The sequence below is a fragment of the Sphingobacteriaceae bacterium genome, from assembly GCA_016715905.1.
In the GTDB taxonomy this organism is placed as follows: domain Bacteria; phylum Bacteroidota; class Bacteroidia; order B-17B0; family Aurantibacillaceae; genus Aurantibacillus.
This window is the reverse complement of sequence record JADJXI010000020.1, coordinates 251,121-272,627: the sequence shown is the minus strand read 5'-3', so window position 1 is coordinate 272,627 and position 21,507 is coordinate 251,121. Positions and strand designations below refer to the sequence as shown.

19 protein-coding genes are annotated in these 21,507 nt (G+C 35.6%); 9 read left to right on the top strand and 10 right to left on the bottom strand.

Going from position 1 to position 21,507, the window contains the following annotated elements:
* Positions 1-27: 27 nt before the first annotated feature.
* Positions 28-867, bottom strand: a complete 840-nt coding sequence (locus tag IPM51_16590; protein ID MBK9285915.1) for a peptidylprolyl isomerase — start codon at positions 865-867, stop codon at positions 28-30.
* A 41-nt stretch (positions 868-908) separates the two neighbouring features.
* Here IPM51_16590 and IPM51_16585 point away from each other — a divergent pair, with 41 nt between their 5' ends.
* The 3 genes from IPM51_16585 to IPM51_16575 all read left to right on the top strand — a co-directional run bounded on the left by IPM51_16585 (position 909) and on the right by IPM51_16575 (position 2,846).
* On the top strand, positions 909-1,277 hold the full coding sequence (locus IPM51_16585; GenBank protein ID MBK9285914.1) for a hypothetical protein: 369 nt from the start codon (positions 909-911) through the stop codon (positions 1,275-1,277).
* A 235-nt stretch (positions 1,278-1,512) separates the two neighbouring features.
* Complete coding sequence (locus IPM51_16580; protein ID MBK9285913.1) at positions 1,513-2,067, top strand: hypothetical protein; 555 nt, start codon at positions 1,513-1,515, stop codon at positions 2,065-2,067.
* Positions 2,068-2,144: 77 nt separating this feature from the next.
* Positions 2,145-2,846, top strand: a complete 702-nt coding sequence (locus tag IPM51_16575) for a hypothetical protein (GenBank protein MBK9285912.1) — start codon at positions 2,145-2,147, stop codon at positions 2,844-2,846.
* 9 nt (positions 2,847-2,855) lie between these two features.
* On the opposite strand, the gene IPM51_16570 is transcribed toward IPM51_16575, so the two are convergent.
* Entirely contained in the window at positions 2,856-4,190 is a 1,335-nt protein-coding gene (locus IPM51_16570) for a saccharopine dehydrogenase NADP-binding domain-containing protein (GenBank protein MBK9285911.1), read from the bottom strand.
* A gap of 75 nt (positions 4,191-4,265) precedes the next feature.
* On the opposite strand from IPM51_16570, the gene IPM51_16565 reads away from it, so the two are divergent.
* The gene (locus IPM51_16565; GenBank protein MBK9285910.1) at positions 4,266-5,444 is read left to right on the top strand and encodes a GlmU family protein; all 1,179 of its coding nucleotides are present in this window, start codon (positions 4,266-4,268) and stop codon (positions 5,442-5,444) included.
* Positions 5,445-5,537: 93 nt separating this feature from the next.
* Here the strand turns inward: IPM51_16565 and IPM51_16560 are convergent, their stop codons facing one another.
* Positions 5,538-7,439 carry an amidophosphoribosyltransferase gene (locus tag IPM51_16560; protein MBK9285909.1) on the bottom strand — a complete coding sequence of 634 codons (1,902 nt, stop codon included), beginning with the start codon at positions 7,437-7,439 and terminating at the stop codon, positions 5,538-5,540.
* 155 nt (positions 7,440-7,594) lie between these two features.
* Here IPM51_16560 and IPM51_16555 point away from each other — a divergent pair, with 155 nt between their 5' ends.
* From IPM51_16555 to IPM51_16535, 5 genes are all read left to right on the top strand, one after another.
* Complete coding sequence (locus IPM51_16555; GenBank protein ID MBK9285908.1) at positions 7,595-10,402, top strand: gliding motility-associated C-terminal domain-containing protein; 2,808 nt, start codon at positions 7,595-7,597, stop codon at positions 10,400-10,402.
* 15 nt (positions 10,403-10,417) lie between these two features.
* Positions 10,418-11,461, top strand: coding sequence for a PorP/SprF family type IX secretion system membrane protein (locus IPM51_16550; protein ID MBK9285907.1), 1,044 nt, complete (start codon positions 10,418-10,420; stop codon positions 11,459-11,461).
* A 65-nt stretch (positions 11,462-11,526) separates the two neighbouring features.
* A complete protein-coding gene (locus tag IPM51_16545) occupies positions 11,527-12,564 on the top strand; it encodes a DUF4340 domain-containing protein (protein MBK9285906.1) in 1,038 nt (345 codons plus the stop codon).
* A gap of 102 nt (positions 12,565-12,666) precedes the next feature.
* Positions 12,667-13,788 (top strand): DNA polymerase III subunit beta, encoded by a 1,122-nt coding sequence (gene dnaN, locus IPM51_16540; GenBank protein ID MBK9285905.1) that lies wholly within the window; start codon positions 12,667-12,669, stop codon positions 13,786-13,788.
* Between the two features lie 11 nt (positions 13,789-13,799).
* A complete protein-coding gene (locus IPM51_16535; protein ID MBK9285904.1) occupies positions 13,800-14,300 on the top strand; it encodes a DUF1761 domain-containing protein in 501 nt (166 codons plus the stop codon).
* 3 nt (positions 14,301-14,303) lie between these two features.
* On the opposite strand, the gene IPM51_16530 is transcribed toward IPM51_16535, so the two are convergent.
* The 7 genes from IPM51_16530 to nrfD all read right to left on the bottom strand — a co-directional run bounded on the left by IPM51_16530 (position 14,304) and on the right by nrfD (position 21,489).
* Positions 14,304-14,648 carry an MGMT family protein gene (locus IPM51_16530; protein ID MBK9285903.1) on the bottom strand — a complete coding sequence of 115 codons (345 nt, stop codon included), beginning with the start codon at positions 14,646-14,648 and terminating at the stop codon, positions 14,304-14,306.
* 30 nt (positions 14,649-14,678) lie between these two features.
* Entirely contained in the window at positions 14,679-16,505 is a 1,827-nt protein-coding gene (locus IPM51_16525; protein MBK9285902.1) for a cbb3-type cytochrome c oxidase subunit I, read from the bottom strand.
* Positions 16,506-16,526: 21 nt separating this feature from the next.
* Positions 16,527-17,561 carry a cytochrome c oxidase subunit II gene (locus IPM51_16520; GenBank protein MBK9285901.1) on the bottom strand — a complete coding sequence of 345 codons (1,035 nt, stop codon included), beginning with the start codon at positions 17,559-17,561 and terminating at the stop codon, positions 16,527-16,529.
* Positions 17,562-17,604: 43 nt separating this feature from the next.
* The gene (locus tag IPM51_16515) at positions 17,605-18,777 is read right to left on the bottom strand and encodes a quinol:cytochrome C oxidoreductase (protein MBK9285900.1); all 1,173 of its coding nucleotides are present in this window, start codon (positions 18,775-18,777) and stop codon (positions 17,605-17,607) included.
* 95 nt (positions 18,778-18,872) lie between these two features.
* Positions 18,873-19,496, bottom strand: a complete 624-nt coding sequence (locus IPM51_16510; protein ID MBK9285899.1) for a cytochrome c — start codon at positions 19,494-19,496, stop codon at positions 18,873-18,875.
* 11 nt (positions 19,497-19,507) lie between these two features.
* The gene (locus tag IPM51_16505) at positions 19,508-20,086 is read right to left on the bottom strand and encodes a DUF3341 domain-containing protein (GenBank protein ID MBK9285898.1); all 579 of its coding nucleotides are present in this window, start codon (positions 20,084-20,086) and stop codon (positions 19,508-19,510) included.
* 17 nt (positions 20,087-20,103) lie between these two features.
* Positions 20,104-21,489, bottom strand: a complete 1,386-nt coding sequence (gene nrfD, locus IPM51_16500; protein MBK9285897.1) for a polysulfide reductase NrfD — start codon at positions 21,487-21,489, stop codon at positions 20,104-20,106.
* Positions 21,490-21,507: the final 18 nt, after the last annotated feature.

The window sequence follows — 21,507 nt, the reverse complement described above, 5'->3', positions numbered from 1 at the left end:
ATTCTTTCAAATTGAGTTTAAAAATACCTATTTTTTATTTTCCGTCACTCTTATTTTCATTCTTATGTTTTTTAAGGGCCTGTCGTTTTTATCTGTTTGTTGCGCTGATATTTTATCAATCACTTCTAATCCTTCAATTACTTCGCCAAAAACAGTATAATTATTATCTAAATGAGGCGTCCCTCCAACCGAAAAATAATCTTTTTGCTGTTGTTTTGAAAACATATATCTGGCCGAATCAAGGTATTCGCGCATACATCCGTCATCATTCAATTGTCTTACGTGATAATTCAAACTATCCTGCTTATTTTCGGTTAATAAACGCGTATATAATCTTTTTAATTCGGGACTTTTACCGCTAAATGCTCTGGTGTAATTAATTTTTGAAACAAGTTCTTTATTTACTCTTATTTCTGCTTTTTTTAATGAAATGGAGTCGTGTTTTTTACCCATAACAATATAAAACTGACAGCCGGAAGATTCTTTTTTAGGATTCACATCATCATTTTCCCTTGCCGCGCACAACCGCCCTTTTTTATGATAAATTTTAGGATTAAACTCTGATGGAATCCAATAGCCTACATCTGCATTTCCCAATAAAGCTGTATCATTTGCAGTTTTACTGTCGGGGTCACCGCCTTGAATCATAAAATTATTAATCACACGATGAAATAATAATGAATCATAGAATCCGGCTTTGACCAATTTTAAAAAATTGTTCTTATGTAAGGGAGTTTCTTCAAACAATTTCACTTTCATTGTACCCAAATTGGTGTTTATTTCGATCGTTTCCTTACTCCAAGTTTGCGTATACCCCAAAAAAGGCATCAAAATCATGCTGAACAGACCAACAATTTTATTTTTCATATGAAACAAATTTACTATATTTGTTTAGCAAAAAATTATCTATGAAACCATTGCTTCTAATCGTAGCAGGATTTTTACTTTCATGCATGTTATTTACTAACACGGCATGCCGAAAAAAGACCGATTGCGTGGCCACTGTTCATTGTGTTGATTCATCCGGGAACAGTTTTGGAAATGTTAACGTGCAGCTTTTCGCCATAGTACGTACTTCAAACGGGGGCACTGTGGTTGCAGATGTTAAAGCCAGCGGGGATACAGATGCTGACGGAAAAGTTAAATTCACTTTTAAATTGCCTGCTATTTACGATATAAGAGCTACTACTAAAATAGGAACTAAAACCTATAATGGTACAGGAATTATTAAGTTAGAAGAAGGCGAAACCGTTGAAAAAGCAGTTACCGTTCGCTGATCAAATACTACTATTTTACCAAATCTAAACAGATTATAGCCGCTTCTAAAAAGAGTGGCTTTCTTATTTTATTATTAAGAAATTATCTCTATTTTTAAGCTTTTGTATTATTATTAGAGCTTCAAATATTCTTAAATTTTTTGTCCTTTCAGGACTGCTTTTATTTTTCAATTTCTGTAAACCGGAAAAGGAAGGCGCAGCCGAGGAAGGTACTATTGAATTTGATTCCAAAGGCGTGGATGAAAAACACCCATTTTATGGACTTGCACCCAGCTCAGCTACCTTAAAATTTAAAGGCGATAAATTTTGCATGGAAATGAGCACCATGGGCATGTTTAATACAGCCATTATTGGTGACACTAAAGCACAAACAATTGCCCAAACTGTACGCTTTTTAGATATTAAACAGGCATGCATTGAAAAAGAAAGTGAAATTGCAAAAGATAATAGCGAATACGAATTGATAATAGAAGAAACCAAAGAAACCAAAAAAATTGCCGGATTAAATTGTATTAAACTGAATGTGTCTATGGCCAAAAATCCTGACGTTAAGTTTGAAGCCTGGTATACCAAAGATTTAGGAATGGTTAATTGCAATAAGTTAAATCCCTATCACCAGGTAAAAGGTATGTTAATGGATTATCGCGCAAAAAAAATGGGCCTTGAAATGCATTTTATAGCTAAAACATTTGTGCATAATGAAATTCCTGATAATACATTTGATATTCCCGCATCTTTAAAAATTGTAAGCAAAGAGGAAATGCAGAAACTATTTGATAGCTGGCAATAAGCTTTCAATTTAAATTTATTTAACATCAAACAAAAATTCACGGCCTTATATTTGATAAAGAATTAATAAAAAAGAAAATGAAAAAAATAATTTTTAGTTCAATTTTAGCCTTTATGGCAACAGTAGCTTTAGCTCAGGATTGTTTCACTGTTAAAATGAGTATGAAAATAGAAGGTTTACCTCCTGAATATGCTGGATTTGGTGATAACGAAATTACCAGTTACTCAAAAGGCGAAAAACACAAGCAGGAAACCGTTGGCATGATGGGCAGTAATGTAAATTATTTTGATGGAACTACGCTTACTTCATTAAGCGATCAGATGGGAAATAAAACTGGTTATACCATGACCAAAGAAGAATTAGAAGCGGAAGACAAAAAAAATAAATCTGATAATAAACCAAATATTGAATATACTAATGACAAAAAAACAATTGCCGGTTATGAGTGTACAAAAGCTATTGTAACCGTAATTGACAAAAAAGATAAAAAAGAAAACAAGGTTACGCTTTGGGTAACAGATAAACTAAAATCGCCGGATAAACATTCAAAAGGTATGTCGGGCAGAGGCATGGATTTTGGTGATTTAAAAGGTTATCCCTTATCGATTGAGGCCTCACAAAATCAAGGTGGAATGGACATGAAGGTGGTAATGGTTGCTACCGAAGTGAATACTGACTTAATTGATGATTCAGTTTTTAAAGCCAACACCGAAGGTTTTAAAATGATGAGTTATACCGAATACATGGATAAAATGAAAGCCATGAGAGGTGGTCAATAATTCGCAAATCTATTCCTTCACTTCCTTCTTTTCATTAAAGCGGATACCAAAAGTTTCCAACTCTGCTAATAAGGGTATGTAAATTTCTTTTGTGGTTGGAATTTGTATTCCTGTACTTTTTATTTTATTGGTTAAGAAATTTTTTACGCAAATGGCTAAAGGTAAGCCCACCGTTTGGGCCATAGCCGTTTGATCATTATCTTTTCCGAGCAACCCTAATGAAGATTCAATTTTACCTTCTTTTCCGTTTTTAGTAAATCCAAATTCATGCTTTAAAACAATCATATCCTTATCGTGATCGTTGAGCTTCCATTTTTCTTCCAATAAAGATTGCAAAATTTGCGCGGGCGTTCCCTTATCAATCTCAATAACTTTATCACCAAAAAGTTCTAAATAACCCAGCATTTCTTCTGTTTTTGAATCGTATTCAATACCCATAAATTTTCGAAGCGATTCTTTTAGGCTCAGGCCTTCTTCCGGTAAAAAAGCGATTAATAAATCGGCAAAACGTTTCCCTTTCATACCGTTAAAAACTATACTATCATCGGTTAATCCCAATTTCACAAACACATTCCAGGCCTTACAATAACCAACATTTCTCAAGGTACCTCTTAGCATTGTTTGTACGCCCTGCAATTGGTAACTTTCAATATAACTTAAACTATCTCTGTTTGCATATGCATCAAATTGCCCAAATCCATCTACTTCTACTTGTTCTGTTTGCGTAAATAAACGATTATAGGGAATAAAACGCATTTCTCCGTTTAATAAGTATTGCGCAACACCTTGTCCGGCCAATATAACGTTTCTCGGATTCCAGCTAAACTTATAACCCCAGGGATTATCATTACTTTCAGGCGCTACCAAGCCGCCGCAATAAGATTTAAAGGTGTGAATAACCGCTCCTTCATCATGTAAATGATCAATTATTTTCATGGCGCTTGCATGGTCTATTCCTGGATCCAATCCACATTCATTTAAAAAAAATAAATTCTTCCTTTTTATTTCGTCATTCAATTTTTTCATGCCTTCACTTACATAACTGGCCGTTGCCAAATGTTTACCAAAGGTTAAACAATCCAGAGCCACTTCCATATGCAAATGAGCGGGTAACATTGAAATTATAAAATCATGCTTTTTTATAGTGTCTCTTCTTTGTTCTGATTCCAAAATATTTAAACTCATTGCTTTTCCATTCGAAAAGTCAGCCACCCTTCGTTTGGCTAATGTCAAGTCAGAATCTGCAACGGTTACAGAAAACCCGTAGGTATCGGAAGCCCTCAGTAAATACTCAATTAAACACACCGCCGACCTTCCGGCACCTATTATTAGAATCTTTTTCATGGCACAAATTTATCAATTAGAAATATACTGCTCAAATTGTTTGGTTTTTATTACTTTTAGGGTAATTATTGACACATGGAATTTGTTTTGTTTGACAGCGAGAGAAAATGGAAAGAATTTTTGCCGCTTACATACACCCGCCCTATTGCTGATATTCGATTCGGTATTTTAACTATTCGTGAAAAATGGGAAAAATACTTGAAACTTAAATGCCGGGTATACTCTCAAACTTATTTATCAAACAAATTTCCGTTTCCTCAAACCGATTCCGGCATCTTCATCAGCTCTAATATTTGTCCGAATGATGCATTGGTTAAAGAAATTAAAAAATTAAATAAAAACGAGGCTTTATTTCAAAACCAAACTTTAATTGCATTTAACGGCAACATTGAAAATATTAACCGTTCCAATAAACTAATTCAAAAACAATTCAAAGGCACGCTCTTGTATCTGGAAAATATTTGTGACATATTCAGAAAAAACGGGGAAGCTATTCAGGAGGATTTTAAATTCTTAACCAAAGGCAAAAAAAGTGCGCCTATAAAAAGTAGCGTAAAAATAATTGGGAAACGCTCGCAAGTTTTTTTTGAAAAAGGAGTTGTTGCCGAAGCTTGTACAATTAACACCCATAGTGGACCGGTATATGTAGCGAAGGAAGCGGAAATAATGGAGGGCAGTGCCATACGTGGGCCGTTTTATTTAGGTGAACATAGCGCCTTAAAACTGAATACAAAAATTTACGGTCCTACATCTATTGGTCCACATAGCAAAATAGGAGGTGAAGTAAATAATTGTGTGATTTTTGGCTATACCAACAAAGCGCATGATGGATTTATTGGAAATTCAGTGATTGGAGAATGGTGTAATTTAGGTGCAGATACGAATAGCAGTAATTTGAAAAACAACTATGCCAATGTGAAAATTTTCAATTATTTGAATGAGAAAATGACGGATACCGGACTGCAATTTTGCGGTTTAATTATGGGCGATCATTCCAAAACAGGAATTAATACCATGCTAAATACCGGAACTGTTGTTGGTGTTGGAGCCAATATATTTGGCGGTGGATTTCCGCCAACCCATATACCTTCTTTTTATTGGGGCGGAGCTGATGAAAGTGAAACTTACAAGCCCGAAAAATTATTTGAAACCGCTGAAAAAGTATTTGCCAGAAGAGGTCTAAAATTTAACGAAACGGAAAAAGAATTATTGACTCACATCTTTTCCTTAACCACAAAATACAGGAATTATTAATATGCAAGTCCGAATTACTATAGGCGAATAACCAATAAATAGGCTAACTTCACTAGCTTAACTTCTTACTTCTCCATTCTAACTTCGTACTTACTAATAGGCTCTGATATTCTTGCCTTGCATGAAATTAATAAATGCCTTATTGCTAACGCGGTTTCCTCCGGGAGTTGGATAATTTCCGGTAAAGTACCAATCACCGGTATGATTTGGGCAGGCATTATGCAATCCTTCAATGCTTTGATAAATGATTTCTAAATCTGCGTTTAAATCTTTTGGCTTAATTAATGCGGCAATCTCTTTTGAGATTTCCTCCACTGAAAAAGTGGCATAAAGTTCCTTCACAACATTAATTTGGTCTTCCTTAGGTTTTTCAAACTCCACTAAAGCTTTTTCATAAATTTCTTCCAGAAAATTCTCTTTTCCTTTTTTTCTGAGTAGTGAAATGGTGGCTTCAAAAGCGATAAATTTATTTAATACAGCCATATCAATACCGTAACAATCAGGAAAGCGAATCTGAGGAGCTGAACTTACAACAATGATTTTCTTTGGACCCAGTCTATCTAAAATTTTCAAAATGCTTTTTTTCAAGGTAGTTCCTCTAACAATGCTATCATCTAAAACAACTAAAGTATCTTTTCCTTTTCGAACGGTTCCATAGGTAATATCATAAACCAGATTAACTAGGCTATCCCTGCTTTCATCGTTTGTTATAAAGGTTCTTTGTTTTGCGTCTTTTAAAACCACCTTGTGTACTCTTGCACGTTGATCCAGTACTTTTTTAAGATCAGTCTGGCTCAATTCCCCTTTCATTTTTAAAATATTTCCAATTCGTGTTAAATCATTGTGTTGTTTAATTCCTTCTACCAAACCGCCAAAAGCAAGCTCTGCCGTATTGGGAATGTAACTGAAAACAGTAGAGTCCAAATCATAATTTACACTTTTCAAAACAGATTCCGTTAAGTTTTTGCCCAATTGTATACGCTCATTGTAAATATCAGCATCGTTTCCTCTACTAAAATAAATGCGTTCAAATGAACAAGCTTTCTTTTCTCCCGGTTCAATAATTTTTTCTTCACTTACTTGACCATTTTTTTTAATAATTACGGCATGCCCCGGTTTCATTTCCTTCACCTTATCAATAGTAACATTAAAAACGGTTTGAATAACCGGTCGTTCACTGGCCACTACTACAATTTCCTCGTCTTGATAATAAAATGCAGGTCGAATTCCGTTGGGATCTCTTAATACAAACGCGTCTCCATGTCCGATTAATCCACACATCACATAACCTCCATCCCATTTTTTACTACTCTCTGTTAAAATAGAATTGACATCAATATCGCGTTGTATTAGCTTACTGATTTCAGCATTTTCATGCCCTGCTTCCTTATGTACTTTAAATAATCGGTCGTTCTCTTTATCTAAAAAATGTCCGATTTTTTCCATTACAGTTACCGTATCTGTTACTTCTCGGGGATGCTGACCTAATTCTACTAAATGACCGAAAAGTTCTTCCACATTTGTGAGATTAAAATTTCCGGCAACCACTAAATTCCTACTCATCCAATTATTTTGGCGGCGGAATGGATGGCAACTGTGCACGCTATTATGGCCAAAAGTTCCATATCTTAAATGGCCTAACATTAATTCGCCGCAAAAGGGAATGTTTTGTTTTTGCCATTGTGCTTTTTTGTAAGATTCGGGGTGCTTTTGCTGTGCTTTCGTGAATAATTCATTGATTTGGCCAAAAATATCCTGTGTAGCCTTATGTTCGGTGGAGCGCATTCGGTCAATATAAGTGGTGCCCGGAATAGCATCTAGTTTTATTGTAGCTATTCCTGCCCCATCTTGACCCCGGTTTATCATTTTTTCCATCAGCTGGTAGAGCTTATGAAGACCATACCGGGCTGAACCGTACTTTTCTTTATAAAAATCAAGCGGTTTAAGTAGCCTTACCAATGCTACTCCGCATTCATGATGGATAAAATCGCTCATAAAACTGAAGGAGTGTAAAGGTACAGATTTAGAGATATCTATTAACAAATTTAATTTAACAAATCTGCCCTTTTATCCAACGATTTGCTGTTTTATTACGTACTTAATTACTATATTTGGATTCTTAGTCTATTAACTAAATTTTTAGTGACAATATGGTCAAAAAAGGCTTAATTTTAGTAGTTGCGATACTTACCTTATCGGGGTTTTATAACAAATCAAACGCACAAATTTCAAATAGTATTGCTATTGTATTGAATGAATACAGTATGGGTAACTATGTCATTTCCGATAACTATGGGGTAAAAAGTGATTGGGTTGAGATTTTAAATAATCACACCTTCTCTGTATCACTCGGGGGATATTTTTTAAGTAACGACAGAAATAACCTGTATAAATGGCAATTTCCGGCAACATTTACGTTGGGCGTTGACAAAATTGGGATTGTTTATTTAACCGGAAAAAATGAAGCTCGTCAAATCGGAAATAATTGGTTCTATCACTCTAGCTTTAATATCGATCAATGTAAAAATCAATGGTTGATTTTAACAACGCCCAATGGTGTTATTCGTGATTCGGTTTTTGTTCAAAAAACAATGGCAGGTCATACCCGTGGGCGCGTTGATAAAAATGTTATGGGCGTTGGCGGATGGAGAGTGTTCACCGCGCACTCCTTTAGCTTAGCAAATCCTCCGGCGGGTTATTATATTGATTATTTACCTATGCCAACCTTTACTCCACAGGCAGGATGGGGACAAATTGGTCAATCTTTAGATATGTTTTTAACGGATAAACAAAATCCATACGATAGTTCGGATACCCTTAATTGTTACGAAATACATTACACTACTAATGGTTGTATACCCACATATACCGATCCGGTTTACACGTATACTAATCCCGGTTTATGCGGAGCAAACCCTTTAATTATCTTAGATAATATGGTGGTTAGGGCTATGACTTTTCCGAAATTGCCTGCCGGATCTTGTGATCCTACCTTAGCTTATAAAAGTTATTGCTTGCCAAATCTTCCAAACTATTTACCAAGTTTTTGTCAAACCAATACCTATTTCTCAGACATTAACGGAAGTTTAGATAACCTTGATCCAAGATTTAGTGTGATGGCCGTAACTATGGGCTGCACCGATACCAATTGGTTCAGATCACCCGCTGCTTATGACCCTACAGTACACGTTGAATACTTTGATAATAAAACACAGTGGACTGAAGGTTATGGCGCAATTCACAAACCCATACAAGAAGCCTGGGCAACCGGTCAAAGAGGGTTTTATGTAAACATTGATGATCGAAGAGGATTTGGCTGTAATTTTGAAGGTAAAATTTTCAATAATGCATGTTTAGGTACCTCTAGCCGAACAATATTCCCAACATTACATGTTCATTCCGGAGATTACGAAAGTCATTCTCGAAAAAATGGTGATATAACTCCCATGAGTTCAGGTGGAACAGGAATACGAGATGTATTTTTGCAATCTTTAGCGATCAAATATAATTTGGATGTAAACCCACTGCATATGAAACCAATGATATTATTTATCAATGGTATGTATCAGGGAGCATTTAATTTGCGTGAGGTTTACGATTGGTATTATACGAGTTATTATAAAGGACAACCACGTGATTCCATTTATTTGCAAAGATATCATCAGGGGGTAGATTCCTATGTTGAACATTTTGAAGAAGATTACCGAACTGCTTTTCCGTTCAATAATCCTTTAGACCGTTTCAAAAAAGAAGTTTATGATTATGCTGCTCAGTATTCCGGTGCTATGGGTGGACAAACATTTTATAACACTTTAATGTCGCGCTTGGATAAAAACAGTTTTATTGATTATCATATTGTAAACAGCTATATGATGAACAGTGATATTTGGAATAACAATATTGCTTTTGGAAGAGGCTTAAGTCAGGCGCATCAAGGTGAAAGATGGCATTATTATTTATGGAATATGCCTTCTGTTTTAAATTTCACAGCCATAAACACCAATACTTTAATGTATAATAGTCCGTTTACATCTCCATGTGCATCTTATACTGCTCCTTATAATCCCAGCCCCTTAGCTGGAAATGGACACGGAAGAATTTTAAGTTTCCTGATGCATCCGGTAACCGGAAACAAGGCTTTTCAGTTGGAATACAAGAACCGTTATATGGATTTATTAAACGGCGCATTTAAGTGTGAAAATATATTAGCTCATTACGATTGCGTGGTTGAATTATTTCAAAAAGAGTTACGCTTTCAGGAAGATCCGAGTTCACTACCTACCAGCACCTTTTCGAGTGTAATGGGAGATTATGATACGAATACGGTTCGGCTAAGAAGGATAATTGAAAAGCGTTGCGAGTTCATGAAAAATGCCCTTGGTTCACCTGGTACTTGTTATGGATCTCAAACCCCTTATAGTATTAAAGTTGATGTTTATCCACCCGAGTCAGGTGTTGTTAAATTAAACACAGTTGTGCTTCCGAATTATATTTGGCAAGGTCAGTATTACACAACGCAAATGAATTTTAAAGCCATACCAACTTCTACTACACATGTATTTCACCATTGGGAGTTCAAAAGGCATGTCACTAAACATGGGGCACCTTTAAGTTTAGATTCTGTGGCCATTGATTTTAATCAAGATGAAGAAGTGATTGCGTACTTTACTGATATTACATCCGATATTGTGATGCCTACCGGATTTACTCCAAACGGGGATGCTAATAATGATGTTTTTAAGCCGCAAGGCAGTGCGCTACATGTAACCGAATATGAATTTATTATTTGGAATCGATGGGGCCAGGAAGTATTTAGAAGCACTGATCCTGAAAAAGGATGGGATGGTTATTACGAAAGCAGAATTGCTCAAACCGGAGTATATGCGTATGTAATTACATATAAAAATGTGTACGGCGAACCGAAGATGTTAAAAGGAAATGTTACTTTGTTACGATAGTTGTTTTTAAAAGCTATGAAAAAAATTTATTTAGCAATTGGTGTTTTAATTTTCACTTTATCTGCAAAGGTTAAAGCACAGGATATTCATTTTTCTCAGGTAATGGAAACTCCATTAATCATGAGTCCGGCAAATACCGGTTTTTTTGATGGATATTTTCGTGCTTCTGTAAATTATAGAAGTCAATGGGCCGCGATGGGAAATCCATTCCAAACTACTGCAGTTTCAATGGACGGTGGGCTTTTTAAGTCTAAGAAAAGAAAAACATTTTTAGGGCTTGGCTTTGTTTTATTTAATGATCGTGCAGGTGCCGCCAAAATCAGTCGTACTAATGCTACACTAAATATTTCCGGTATCCTTAAACTGAATAAGCACAACATCTTAAGTGTTGGGTTTAATGCCGGTGCGGATGCTACTAGCGCAGTTTATACTAATTTATCTTACGGTTCTCAATTTGACGGGAATATAATTAATCCGGAAAAAAATAGTGGTGAGGAAAGCAAATACAGACAATTTACAACCACAGACATTGGAACTGGTGTTTCTTGGAGATATTCTAAAGTTAAAACAGATCAAGACCACGACGACGTAACTTCTGTTATGGTTTCTGTTGGAGCCTTTCATATTAACAGACCAACACAAGAATTCTGGGCAGGCAGTGAGTATAAATTACCGGTTAGGTGGACCAATATGGTAAGTGCAAGATTAGATGTTGAAGACACAAAATTTTCTTTCTCCCCCGCATTGATGGTGAATAAGCAATATCAGGCTTGGGAATATGTTACAGGTACTTATATAAAATTCCGTACAAGAACCGGTACAAAAACAACCGGACAAAAAACTGAAAATTCAATCGGTGCAGGATTGTTTTATAGAAGTCAGGATGCGTTTATTTATAAAATAATTTTTGAACGTGCCGACTTAGCAATAGGGTTGTCTTACGATATGAATGTATCTGGTTACAGAACAGCTACAAAATATTTTGGTGGATTTGAAGTGAGTTTAAGATACAATGTTTTATCCGGATCATTATTTGATTCGAGAAATGAATATAAGTAAGCTGTTCTTCATTTTCTTTTATTCGTAAACCCTAATTTTTTATCTCCGTTATTTTAATTTAAAAGATGAGTAAAAAATCTACAAAAATATTATTGGCAGTTTTTAGTATCACTATTATTTGCGCAATAATAATTTACAAAAAAAAGGGTAAAGCAAGCACAGTGGACAGTGCCGCTCGAGATTTTAAAATTAAGGACACCGCTTCCATTACCAGAATTTTCATTGCCGATAAAGAAGGTGATAAAAGTAATTTACAGAGAACAAAATCCGGATGGATAGTAAATGATAAGTACCCCTGCAGAACGGATGCCATATTAAACTTAATGGAAGCCATCCGGAATGTTGAAGTGAAAATGCCTGTGAATAAAAAAGCATTGGATAACGTGATCAAAGTTATGGCTTCAAGTGCCTTAAAGATTGAAATTTATAATGGGGATGAGTTGGTTAAACAATATTATATTGGACATGAAACTCCGGATTCAGAAGGGTCGTACATGCTTTTAACGGATATCGATTCCGGTGAAAATTTTGACGAACCCTTTGTTTGTTTTATTCCCGGCTTTGTTGGTTATCTTATTCCGCGTTATATCGCAAAAGAAAGTGAGTGGAGAGACAGAACGGTTATTAATTTTATTCCTCCTCAGATTAAAAGCATCACGGTTAAATACACGCAATCACCCGATTCCTCATTTGGAATTCAGCTTACGGATACCAAAACCTTTTCTTTGTTAGATTCAGAAGGCAAACAATTGCCTTTTGATGAATTTAAAATGAAACAATACATTGCCTATTTTCAAAATCTACAATATGAGGGATTAATTACAGGCGTAAATAAAAAACTAGAGGACTCTCTCCACAAAGTAGGGCCATTTGCAATTGTAACCGTTAACGAGAATAATTTTAGGCAGTCTGCATATAAGTTTTATTACAAAAAAGCTTCACCCATGTTAGCGATGGAACATGGTGTAAAGTATGACTATGATCCAGACCGAATGTTTTTAAGATTTGAAAACGACAAAGAATGGGCCCTGGTTCAAAATTTTGTATTTGGTAAACTGCTTATTAATTCCAATTATTTTTTACCCGCAACTGTTAAAAAGTAGCTTAAAACTAAGCTTAATTAAAAGGGTCCTTTCCCTCTGTACAACTAATTTTGTTTATTGTGCCAAATGGCTCATTCACAAGTAAAACTTTAATTTCAGTTTATGAATTTTGTAGTATCAACCTCTTCCCTCCTCAAACACTTAAAAGCTATTGGAGGCGTTTTAAATACAAACAACACAATTCCTATTTTGGATTGTTTTCTTTTTGAGTTGCATAAAGGTGAATTAACTTTATCGGCAAGTGATATGGAAACAACAATCACCACGTCAATAAAAGTAGATTCCAACGAAAGCGGAAGTATTGCCATTCCGGCTAAAACCTTAATGGAAGCTTTATCCAATTTACCAGAGCAGCCTATTTCGTTTATTGTAGATAAAACTAAACAGTCTGTAAAACTAAAAACGGAAACAGGAGATTATAATATCAGTGGGCAAAAGGGAGAAGAGTATCCGAAATTGGCTAAGCTTGAGTCGCAAACTTCTATGGTAATTAAAAGCGATGTATTAGCAAATGCTATAAATAAAACCATTTTTGCTACAGGAAATGATGACTTACGACCAGTGATGAGCGGTGTGTTTTGTCAATTCAATGAAAACAATACTATTTTTGTTGCTACTGATGCTCATAAATTAGTTCGTTATACGCGTAATGACGCAAAGGCAGGAACAGCCGCAAGTTTTATTATGCCTAAAAAACCATTACATGTTTTAAAAACATTATTGGCTGGCGTTGATGATGCGGTTAAAATTGAATTTAATAAAACAAATGCCTTGTTCAACTTTGGGAATATTAAATTGATTTGTCGTTTAATTGATGGTAAGTATCCAAACTACGAAGCAGTAATTCCAAAACAAAATCCAAACAAATTAACAATAGACAGAAGTGCGTTTTTAGGTGCGTTAAAAAGAGTAAGTGTATTTTCAAATAAGGCTACACACCAAATCCGTGTTAAAGTAACAGGAAGTCAGTTGAGAGTAAGTGCAGAAGATTTGGATTTTGCAAATGAAGGTCACGAAACATTAACTTGTACTTATGTTGGTGAAGACATGGAAATTGGTTTTAATTCTAGATTTTTGGTTGAAATGGTAAGTAATTTAGAATCGGATGAAATTATACTAGAAATGAGCGCACCTAATCGTGCCGGAATTATTTTACCAAACAATAAAGCTAATCCGGCCGAAGATGTATTGATGTTGGTTATGCCAGTTATGTTAAACAATTAAAAGTAATCAATATGAAATTCCACTTTTACATTCCATTTGTTGCAGCGGTAACTCCGCTAATCCTTGGTTTTATTTGGTACAATCCTAAAGTATTTGGCAAGGCCTGGATGTCTGCTGCATCAATTACAGAAGACAAAATGAAAGGTGCTAATATGGCTTTGATTTTTGGGTTGACTTATTTATTTAGCTTATTTATTGCTTTTGCAATGATTACACTTACAATACATCAAGTGCATATTTTTTCACTATTCGCAAATGAAGCTAGCGCAAACGATCCTAATTCTGAAACAGGTTTGTTTATTCAATCCATATTTGAAAAAACCGGAACCAACTTCAGAACATTTAAGCATGGCGCGTTTCATGGCATCATTGGTGGTATTATGATTGCGTTACCAATTATTGGAGTTAATGCGTTATTTGAAAGGAAGAATTTCAAATACATTGCGATTAATGCCGGATTTTGGATTGCTTGTATGGCAATTATGGGCGGATTAGTTTCCGGCTTAATGTAAGCTTTAAAGTTGTAATTCTTTCGCCGGGTCCCAAAACAAATTTTCAAAGTTTATTATTGCATCATTATGCACTTTTACTTTTTCTTTTTCCAATAATTCCTGCATCTGAAAAGGATTATCAAAGTGATGCTTACCGGTTAAAAGTCCCTTGCGATTCACAACACGATGTGCAGGCACCTTAGGAGTTTTATGATGTGCACCATTCATTGCATATCCAACCACTCTTGAAGATGTTGGAGCCCCTAAATACTTGGCAATTGCGCCATAAGTGGTTACTCTACCTTTTGGCACTAATCGAACTACCTGGTACACCAACTCAAAAAAGTCATTTTCCATTATTTTGCGCATAAAAAAACCCTCTAATGAGGGTTTTTAAAATTAGTGCTCTCCACCATCATGTTCTCCTTCTTCAAGAGGAACCGTTTGAGGAATAAAATCTTTAGCGTGACCCGGCTTACTATAATCATAGGCCCAACGGTGTACCGTTGGTAATTCACCCGGCCAGTTTCCATGGATGTTAGCCATTGGAGTAGTCCATTCTAAAGAGTTTGAGTTCCATGGATTCTGTGGTGCTTTTTCACCTCTGAACATACTATAAAAGAAGTTGAATAGAAAAACTACTTGCCCCAACGCACCAATAATGGCCGCAATTGTTACAATTTCATTTATGTCAACTAAATTATCAAACATAGGGAATTCACTGTTCGTATAATACCTTCTAGGTACTCCTGCTAATCCTAAAAAATGCATTGGAAAAAACACACCATAGGCACTTAAAAAAGTAATCCAGAAGTGTAGATACCCCAATTTTTTATTCATCATTCGCAAAAACAATTTCGGGAACCAATGATACACACCTGCAAACATTCCGAAAATAGCACTAAGTCCCATTACAATGTGGAAGTGAGCAACCACAAAGTAAGTGTCGTGTACATTTATATCCAAGGTAGAGTCTGCTAATATAATTCCGGTTACTCCACCTGTAATAAATGATGATACTAATCCGATAGAGAATAACATGGCCGGAGTGTATTGTATATTTCCTTTCCACAATGTTGTAATATAATTAAATGCTTTAACAGCCGAAGGAATTGCAATTAATAAAGTAGTAAAAACAAAAACGGAACCAAGAAAAGGACTCATACCGGTAATATACATATGATGACCCCACACAATAAAGGACAAAAATGCAATAGCTAACATAGAACCTATCATGGCTCTATATCCAAATATTGGTTTTCTAGATTGTGTTGCAATAATTTCTGAAGTAATTCCTAATGCTGGAAGTAATACGATGTAAACTTCAGGATGACCTAAAAACCAAAATAAGTGTTCAAATAATATTGGACTTCCTCCACTCGCTTCTAATGGACGACCACCAATATATATATCAGACAAGTAGAACGAAGTGCCAAATCCTCTATCCATTATTAATAATAATACGCAGGATACAAGAACAGGGAAGGAAAGTACGCCAATTATTGCAGTGATCAAAAAAGCCCACATGGTTAATGGCATTCTCGTCATCTTCATACCCTTTGTTCTCAAGTTTATTATGGTAATGATATAATTTAATCCTCCTAATAAAGCTGAGACAACAAATAAGGTCATTGAAATTAACCAAAGCGTCATTCCCAATCTGGAACCGGGAATAGCTTCGGGAATTACAGAAAGTGGAGGATAAATTGTCCAGCCACCGGAAGCAGGTCCATCTTCAATAAAACAAGAACCAAGCATAATAACACTTGATACAAAGAAAAACCAATACGATAACATATTTAAAAATCCGGAAGCCATATCACGTGCTCCAATTTGATAAGGGATTAATAAATTACTAAAGGTTCCACTGAGCCCACCAGTGAGTACAAAAAACACCATGATAGTGCCATGGATTGTAACAAGCGCTAAATACATGTTAGGGTCTAGGATCCCATCTTTTCCCCATTTATCGCCTAGCATAGCATTAATAAATCCGAATTTTTCACCGGGCCAGGCCAATTGCATACGGAAGATAATTGACATAGTCATGGCTACAACTGCCATAACAACCGCAGTAATTAAAAACTGACGAGAAATCATTTTATGATCTTGACTAAAAACATACTTCGCCACAAAACTCTGTTCGTGCTCGTCATGATGATCATGAGCATGATCGTGATGTGCTAAGTGTTCTTTTTCTAGTGCCGAATTGCTATCAGATGCCATATCTATCTGTGTTTTATTTTATTAATTTTTTTCTGCTATAGTTTTAATTGCTTTTTGCTTTGCCACCCATGCATTGTAATCTTCTTCCGTGTCAACAATGACATTCATTTGCATATTGAAATGAGAAGCTCCACAAATTTTATTACATAATAATAAGTAATCAAAAATTACAGGCTCTTTACCTTCTTTCTCGCGCTGCTTATTAATTCCCTCCATCATTTTGATAGTGTAAGGATCTTTTCTCATTTCTGTTGTCGTTTTAGTAGGAATAAATTTGAAATAAGTAATCATACCGGGCACAGCGTTCATTTGCGCTCTAAAGTGGGGTAAATAAGCACTGTGAATTACATCTCGAGAACGAATCTGAAATTCTATTTCTCTGCCAATTGGAACATGAAACTCGTTCTTTACAATTAAATCATCAAATCCATTCAAGTCATTTGTATCTATACCCACAGCATTAGTTCCTGAAATTTGTCGATAATCTGTCGACCCTAACTTTCCATCTTTACCGGCATATCTTGCAGTCCAGTCAAATTGTTTTGCATAAAGCTCAACAATTACCTTATTTGGAGCCTTTGCATCGTCTGTAATTTCATTCCAATACTTTAATCCAAAAATGATTACAAAAGCTAATACTACAGCGGGAACAATTGTCCAAAGCATTTCTAATCTATTATCATGAGCGAAAAATTTTGCAGTTGCCTTGCTATTTCCACGATATTTATAAGCAAAATAAAACAAAAATGAATTTACAATTATAAAAACTAATGTTACCAAATACATATTATAATCCCAAAGTGTGTCAATTTTTGCGCCATGTTCAGAAGCTGCCGGCGGAAGTGATCTTTCATTCCAACGATCAACTTGCCAGAAAAAGAAGGCAAAAAACATTACACCAAACAACAACATGGCCTTCCCCATCAAGTTATTATCTCTATCGGTTACGTACCATTCTGTTGTCTTTTTTAAAGACCTGCTTAATTCAATTATTCTTAATAATTGATGTCCCGCAATTATTAAAAGTAGTATTGAAAGTAATATCAAGAAATTCATATGCTGTTATTTTATTATCTATTATATGATTAAAAACTTTTATTTAGGTTGAATGATGTAAACTTTCTTGGAGATATGGATGATTTTTCACCATTAAAGGTTTCTTTGCCAATGCTGTTAGAACAACATAAATAAATAAACCCAAAAAGAAAAATAGTGGCCCAAGTTCCATCCAACTTAATCCGGTCCAAGCGTGTCCAACTGTTCCCGGCATCACACACATAATCAAATCTAAATAATGTCCAACAAAAATGATAGTTGCAATAAACATTAAGAAAAAGAAATTTCTTTTACTATCACGACTCATTAACATTATCATAGGGAATGCAAAATTAATAAAGAACACGGTCCACATTAATGCTTTATAACTTTCCCAACGAGTTTGGAAATAAATTACTTCTTCAGGAATATCAGCATACCAAATCAACATAAATTGAGAGAAGTAAAGATAGGTCCACAAGAATGAAATGGCAAACATCCATTTTCCTAAATCGTGAATTGTACTTTCTGTTACAAATTCTAAATAGCCTAATTTTTTTAACCAAATAACCAATACGGTGATGGCAATAATTGCGCTAATCCACATTCCGGAAAATATGTACCAACCGTACAAGGTAGAAAACCAGTGCGTATCAATACTCATTAACCAATCCCAGGAAGAGGTTGAAGAAGTTACCGCGAATAAAACCATAAACCAAGCACCCAACTTTACATTCTTCCAATGATAACTGTTATTTACATCAATATCCAACTTATCGGCCTCTTCTGAATTCTTACATAATTTCATTGTAAACCAATACCAACCAATCATATAAAGGATTGTTCTAATCCACCAAAAAATCCCGAAATAACCAATTTTATTAGCAATAACATCATCGTAATTTTCATGTCCGGGAGTTGCAATACCATCGGCCATCCAATGATAAATATGATGTACATGCAATTGGCCTAAAATAAATAAAAGTAACATAAAGCTTAATCCCCACTTTAAATACGCGGTTACAGCTTCTATAACTCTTTTAACTGTAGTAGCCCAACCGGCTTCTGCAGCATATTGAAGGCCTAAGAAGAAAGCAGCTGCCAACGCGAGCGCGGTAAAGAAAAAGGCACCAACAAAAACGTTACTCCATGCTCTTGTTCCGGCATGATAATGTTCTGCTTCATTCCCTTTGTCCATTGCAAACATTAAAATGATGAGCAACAGCCCAACAGCCATCAACCCAAAAGATAACATTTTGGTTTTTGAAGGGAAGATGAAATTTAGTTTATCAGTGTTCATAATATTTATTATTCAAATTTATATCTCAAATGTTATTTTACTTTGGCTGCTGTACTATCAGCTAACGGAACTTCTTTAGGCCCCTGTAATTTTTGTACAAAATACACCAATTTCCAACGTTCGTCCTGTGTTAACTGACTAGCATGGGAGCCCATAGTTCCCTTACCATAAGTGATAGAATGAAATATTTTTCCTTCTGGTAGGTTTTTTAAAGCCCCATTATATGCAGGCGGAGGTCCGGGTAATTTATCAGAAACCTTACCATCGCCAGCACCACTTGCTCCATGACAATGCGTGCAAAACTTTCCGTATATAACTTCTCCTTCTACCTCATATTCCTCTCGAGATTTAGCATTTAATGGATTTTTTAAATTTAACCCTGCTTTTTCGTAACCCTCTGGAGTATTTGGGTATGAATAAGGTAAATATCCACGCGCAATTGTTCCTTCAACAGGAAGTTTCGCATTGTTTTCTACCATTCCATCAATAGTATGAGTACTGTAATACTCTAATGAAACTGAACGGTACATATCAGGCATAAATTCAACACCCGGACTATTCTCGTCCTTTTTACCGCATGAAGTCAAACCAATTATTATTACTCCTAAAATAAAGGACTGTATAAAAAGTTTAACTGATAAATTATTTTTTTTCATTTTATAAAATACTAATGTGATTCCTCTAATACGTATTCCGGCTCAATGTGGATAGTTCCTTTGTAGTTCACTTCCTCAGCACCATTGCTTTTCATTATTTCTTCCGCTTTTTTAGACTGTTCATCGGTTAACTCTAAATAAATCATAAACTTATCATCCGTTGTTCTTGGGTCAGGGTTTTTGGCTTTTGTTCCAGGAACAAGCCAACAACGTAAAAGATAAGTTAATGCCATTCCATGTGCAGCGCAAAACACAGCAGATTCAAAAGTTATTGGAATGAAAGCTGGGATATTTAAGTAGTAAAGCCAATTTGGTTTACCACCAACGTCATTAGGAAAATCAGACACCATCATATACCACATCATTAGCGTAGCCAATCCAGTTCCTGTAAGTCCGTAAATGAATGCACAAATAGCCATACGAGTCCGTGGAACACCAATTACTCCATCAATGCCGTGAATTGGCATCGGAGAAAATACGTCTTTTACACGTATACCGGCAGCTCTTAATTTTTTACAAGCAGCCAACAGCGGCTCTTCATCTCCGAAGATTCCGTGTATAATGTTTTTATTTATTGCTTTTGATCCCATGTTATTTCAAGTCTTTATTAATGTGAATGTGCTTTTGCGGCTTCTTTTTGTGATTGTCCTGAGCTTTTTAATATTGTTTTTAATTCGGCTTGAGCAATTACCGGGAAGAAACGGGAAAAGAGTAAGAATAAGGTACCGAACATTCCAATTGTTCCAACAAAAATTCCAATATCAATAAATGATGGCGTATAGGTATTCCAAGTTGAAGGTAAATAGGTCCTACAAAGTGTTGGAACAATAATTACAAAACGTTCAAACCACATTCCTATATTCACAACAATAGAAAGAATAAAAGTTGCTACAATTGAAGTTCTGATTTTTTTTATCCAAAATAATTGAGGTGATAATACGTTACAACTCATCATAATCCAATAACTCCAGGCTAATGGTCCGGTAGCACGATTAAGGAAAGCATATTGTTCCCACTCAACGCCACTATACCATGCAACAAATAACTCGGTCAAATAGGCAACGCCAACAATAGAACCTGTGGTAATGATTACAATATTCATGTATTCGATGTGCTTAATGGTTAAGTAATGTTCTAACTTATAAATCTTACGTACGATTAGCATCAAAGTTAATACCATTGCAAAACCTGAAAATACCGCACCGGAAACGAAATAAGGAGGGAAAATTGTAGTATGCCATCCCGGAACCACAGAAGTAGCAAAGTCAAATGATACTATGGAGTGAACTGAGAATACAAGTGGAGTAGATAATCCTGCAAGAACAAGAGAAACTTCTTCAAAACGACTCCAGTGACGTGCACTTCCACCCCAGCCAAATGATAATAAACCGTACATTTTCTTTTGCCATGGCTTAATTACTCTGTCTCTTATCATGCCGAAATCGGGAATTAATCCAATGTACCAAAACACAATTGATACAGTTGCGTAAGTTGTTACTGCAAAAACGTCCCACAATAAAGGAGAGTTAAAGTTTGGCCACAATGAACCAAATTGATTTGGTAAAGGAAATAACATATAATCCAACCAAGGACGCCCGGTATGTAATAACACGAAAATTGCCGCACAACAAACTGCAAAAATGGTCATTGCCTCTGCAGAACGATTAATGGCCATCCGCCATTTTTGACGGAACAATAGTAATACCGCTGAGATTAATGTCCCGGCGTGACCAATACCAATCCACCATACGAAGTTGGTGATATCCCAGGCCCAATCTACTCCATTATTACTTCCCCAAGCGCCTATTCCTACACCTATTGTATAAGCAAGGCAACCAATACCCCAAAGGAAACAAAGTGAACAAATGGTTAGTAAGGTATACCAACCTTTAGCTGCTTTTCCCTCAATTGGAGCAATAATATCATCAGTGATTTGTCGGTAGCTTTTGCTTCCGAGTATCAATGGTATCCTAATTTCCGATTCTGCGTGCATATTATTTTATGAATATGT

Excerpts from the sequence above, each read along its gene's own strand:
- IPM51_16505 (MBK9285898.1), bottom strand. The coding sequence starts at position 20,086 with ATGGGATCAAAAGCAATAAATAAAAACATTATACACGGAATCTTCGGA.
- IPM51_16520 (MBK9285901.1), bottom strand. The coding sequence starts at position 17,561 with ATGAATTTCTTGATATTACTTTCAATACTACTTTTAATAATTGCGGGA.
- IPM51_16585 (MBK9285914.1), top strand. The coding sequence starts at position 909 with ATGAAACCATTGCTTCTAATCGTAGCAGGATTTTTACTTTCATGCATG.
- dnaN (MBK9285905.1), top strand. The coding sequence starts at position 12,667 with ATGAATTTTGTAGTATCAACCTCTTCCCTCCTCAAACACTTAAAAGCT.
- IPM51_16555 (MBK9285908.1), top strand. The coding sequence starts at position 7,595 with ATGGTCAAAAAAGGCTTAATTTTAGTAGTTGCGATACTTACCTTATCG.
- IPM51_16570 (MBK9285911.1), bottom strand. The coding sequence starts at position 4,190 with ATGAAAAAGATTCTAATAATAGGTGCCGGAAGGTCGGCGGTGTGTTTA.
- IPM51_16590 (MBK9285915.1), bottom strand. The coding sequence starts at position 867 with ATGAAAAATAAAATTGTTGGTCTGTTCAGCATGATTTTGATGCCTTTT.
- IPM51_16530 (MBK9285903.1), bottom strand. The coding sequence starts at position 14,648 with ATGCGCAAAATAATGGAAAATGACTTTTTTGAGTTGGTGTACCAGGTA.
- nrfD (MBK9285897.1), bottom strand. The coding sequence starts at position 21,489 with ATGCACGCAGAATCGGAAATTAGGATACCATTGATACTCGGAAGCAAA.
- IPM51_16515 (MBK9285900.1), bottom strand. The coding sequence starts at position 18,777 with ATGGCTGTTGGGCTGTTGCTCATCATTTTAATGTTTGCAATGGACAAA.
- IPM51_16545 (MBK9285906.1), top strand. The coding sequence starts at position 11,527 with ATGAGTAAAAAATCTACAAAAATATTATTGGCAGTTTTTAGTATCACT.
- IPM51_16560 (MBK9285909.1), bottom strand. The coding sequence starts at position 7,439 with ATGAGCGATTTTATCCATCATGAATGCGGAGTAGCATTGGTAAGGCTA.
- IPM51_16575 (MBK9285912.1), top strand. The coding sequence starts at position 2,145 with ATGAAAAAAATAATTTTTAGTTCAATTTTAGCCTTTATGGCAACAGTA.
- IPM51_16510 (MBK9285899.1), bottom strand. The coding sequence starts at position 19,496 with ATGAAAAAAAATAATTTATCAGTTAAACTTTTTATACAGTCCTTTATT.
- IPM51_16550 (MBK9285907.1), top strand. The coding sequence starts at position 10,418 with ATGAAAAAAATTTATTTAGCAATTGGTGTTTTAATTTTCACTTTATCT.
- IPM51_16535 (MBK9285904.1), top strand. The coding sequence starts at position 13,800 with ATGAAATTCCACTTTTACATTCCATTTGTTGCAGCGGTAACTCCGCTA.
- IPM51_16525 (MBK9285902.1), bottom strand. The coding sequence starts at position 16,505 with ATGGCATCTGATAGCAATTCGGCACTAGAAAAAGAACACTTAGCACAT.
- IPM51_16565 (MBK9285910.1), top strand. The coding sequence starts at position 4,266 with ATGGAATTTGTTTTGTTTGACAGCGAGAGAAAATGGAAAGAATTTTTG.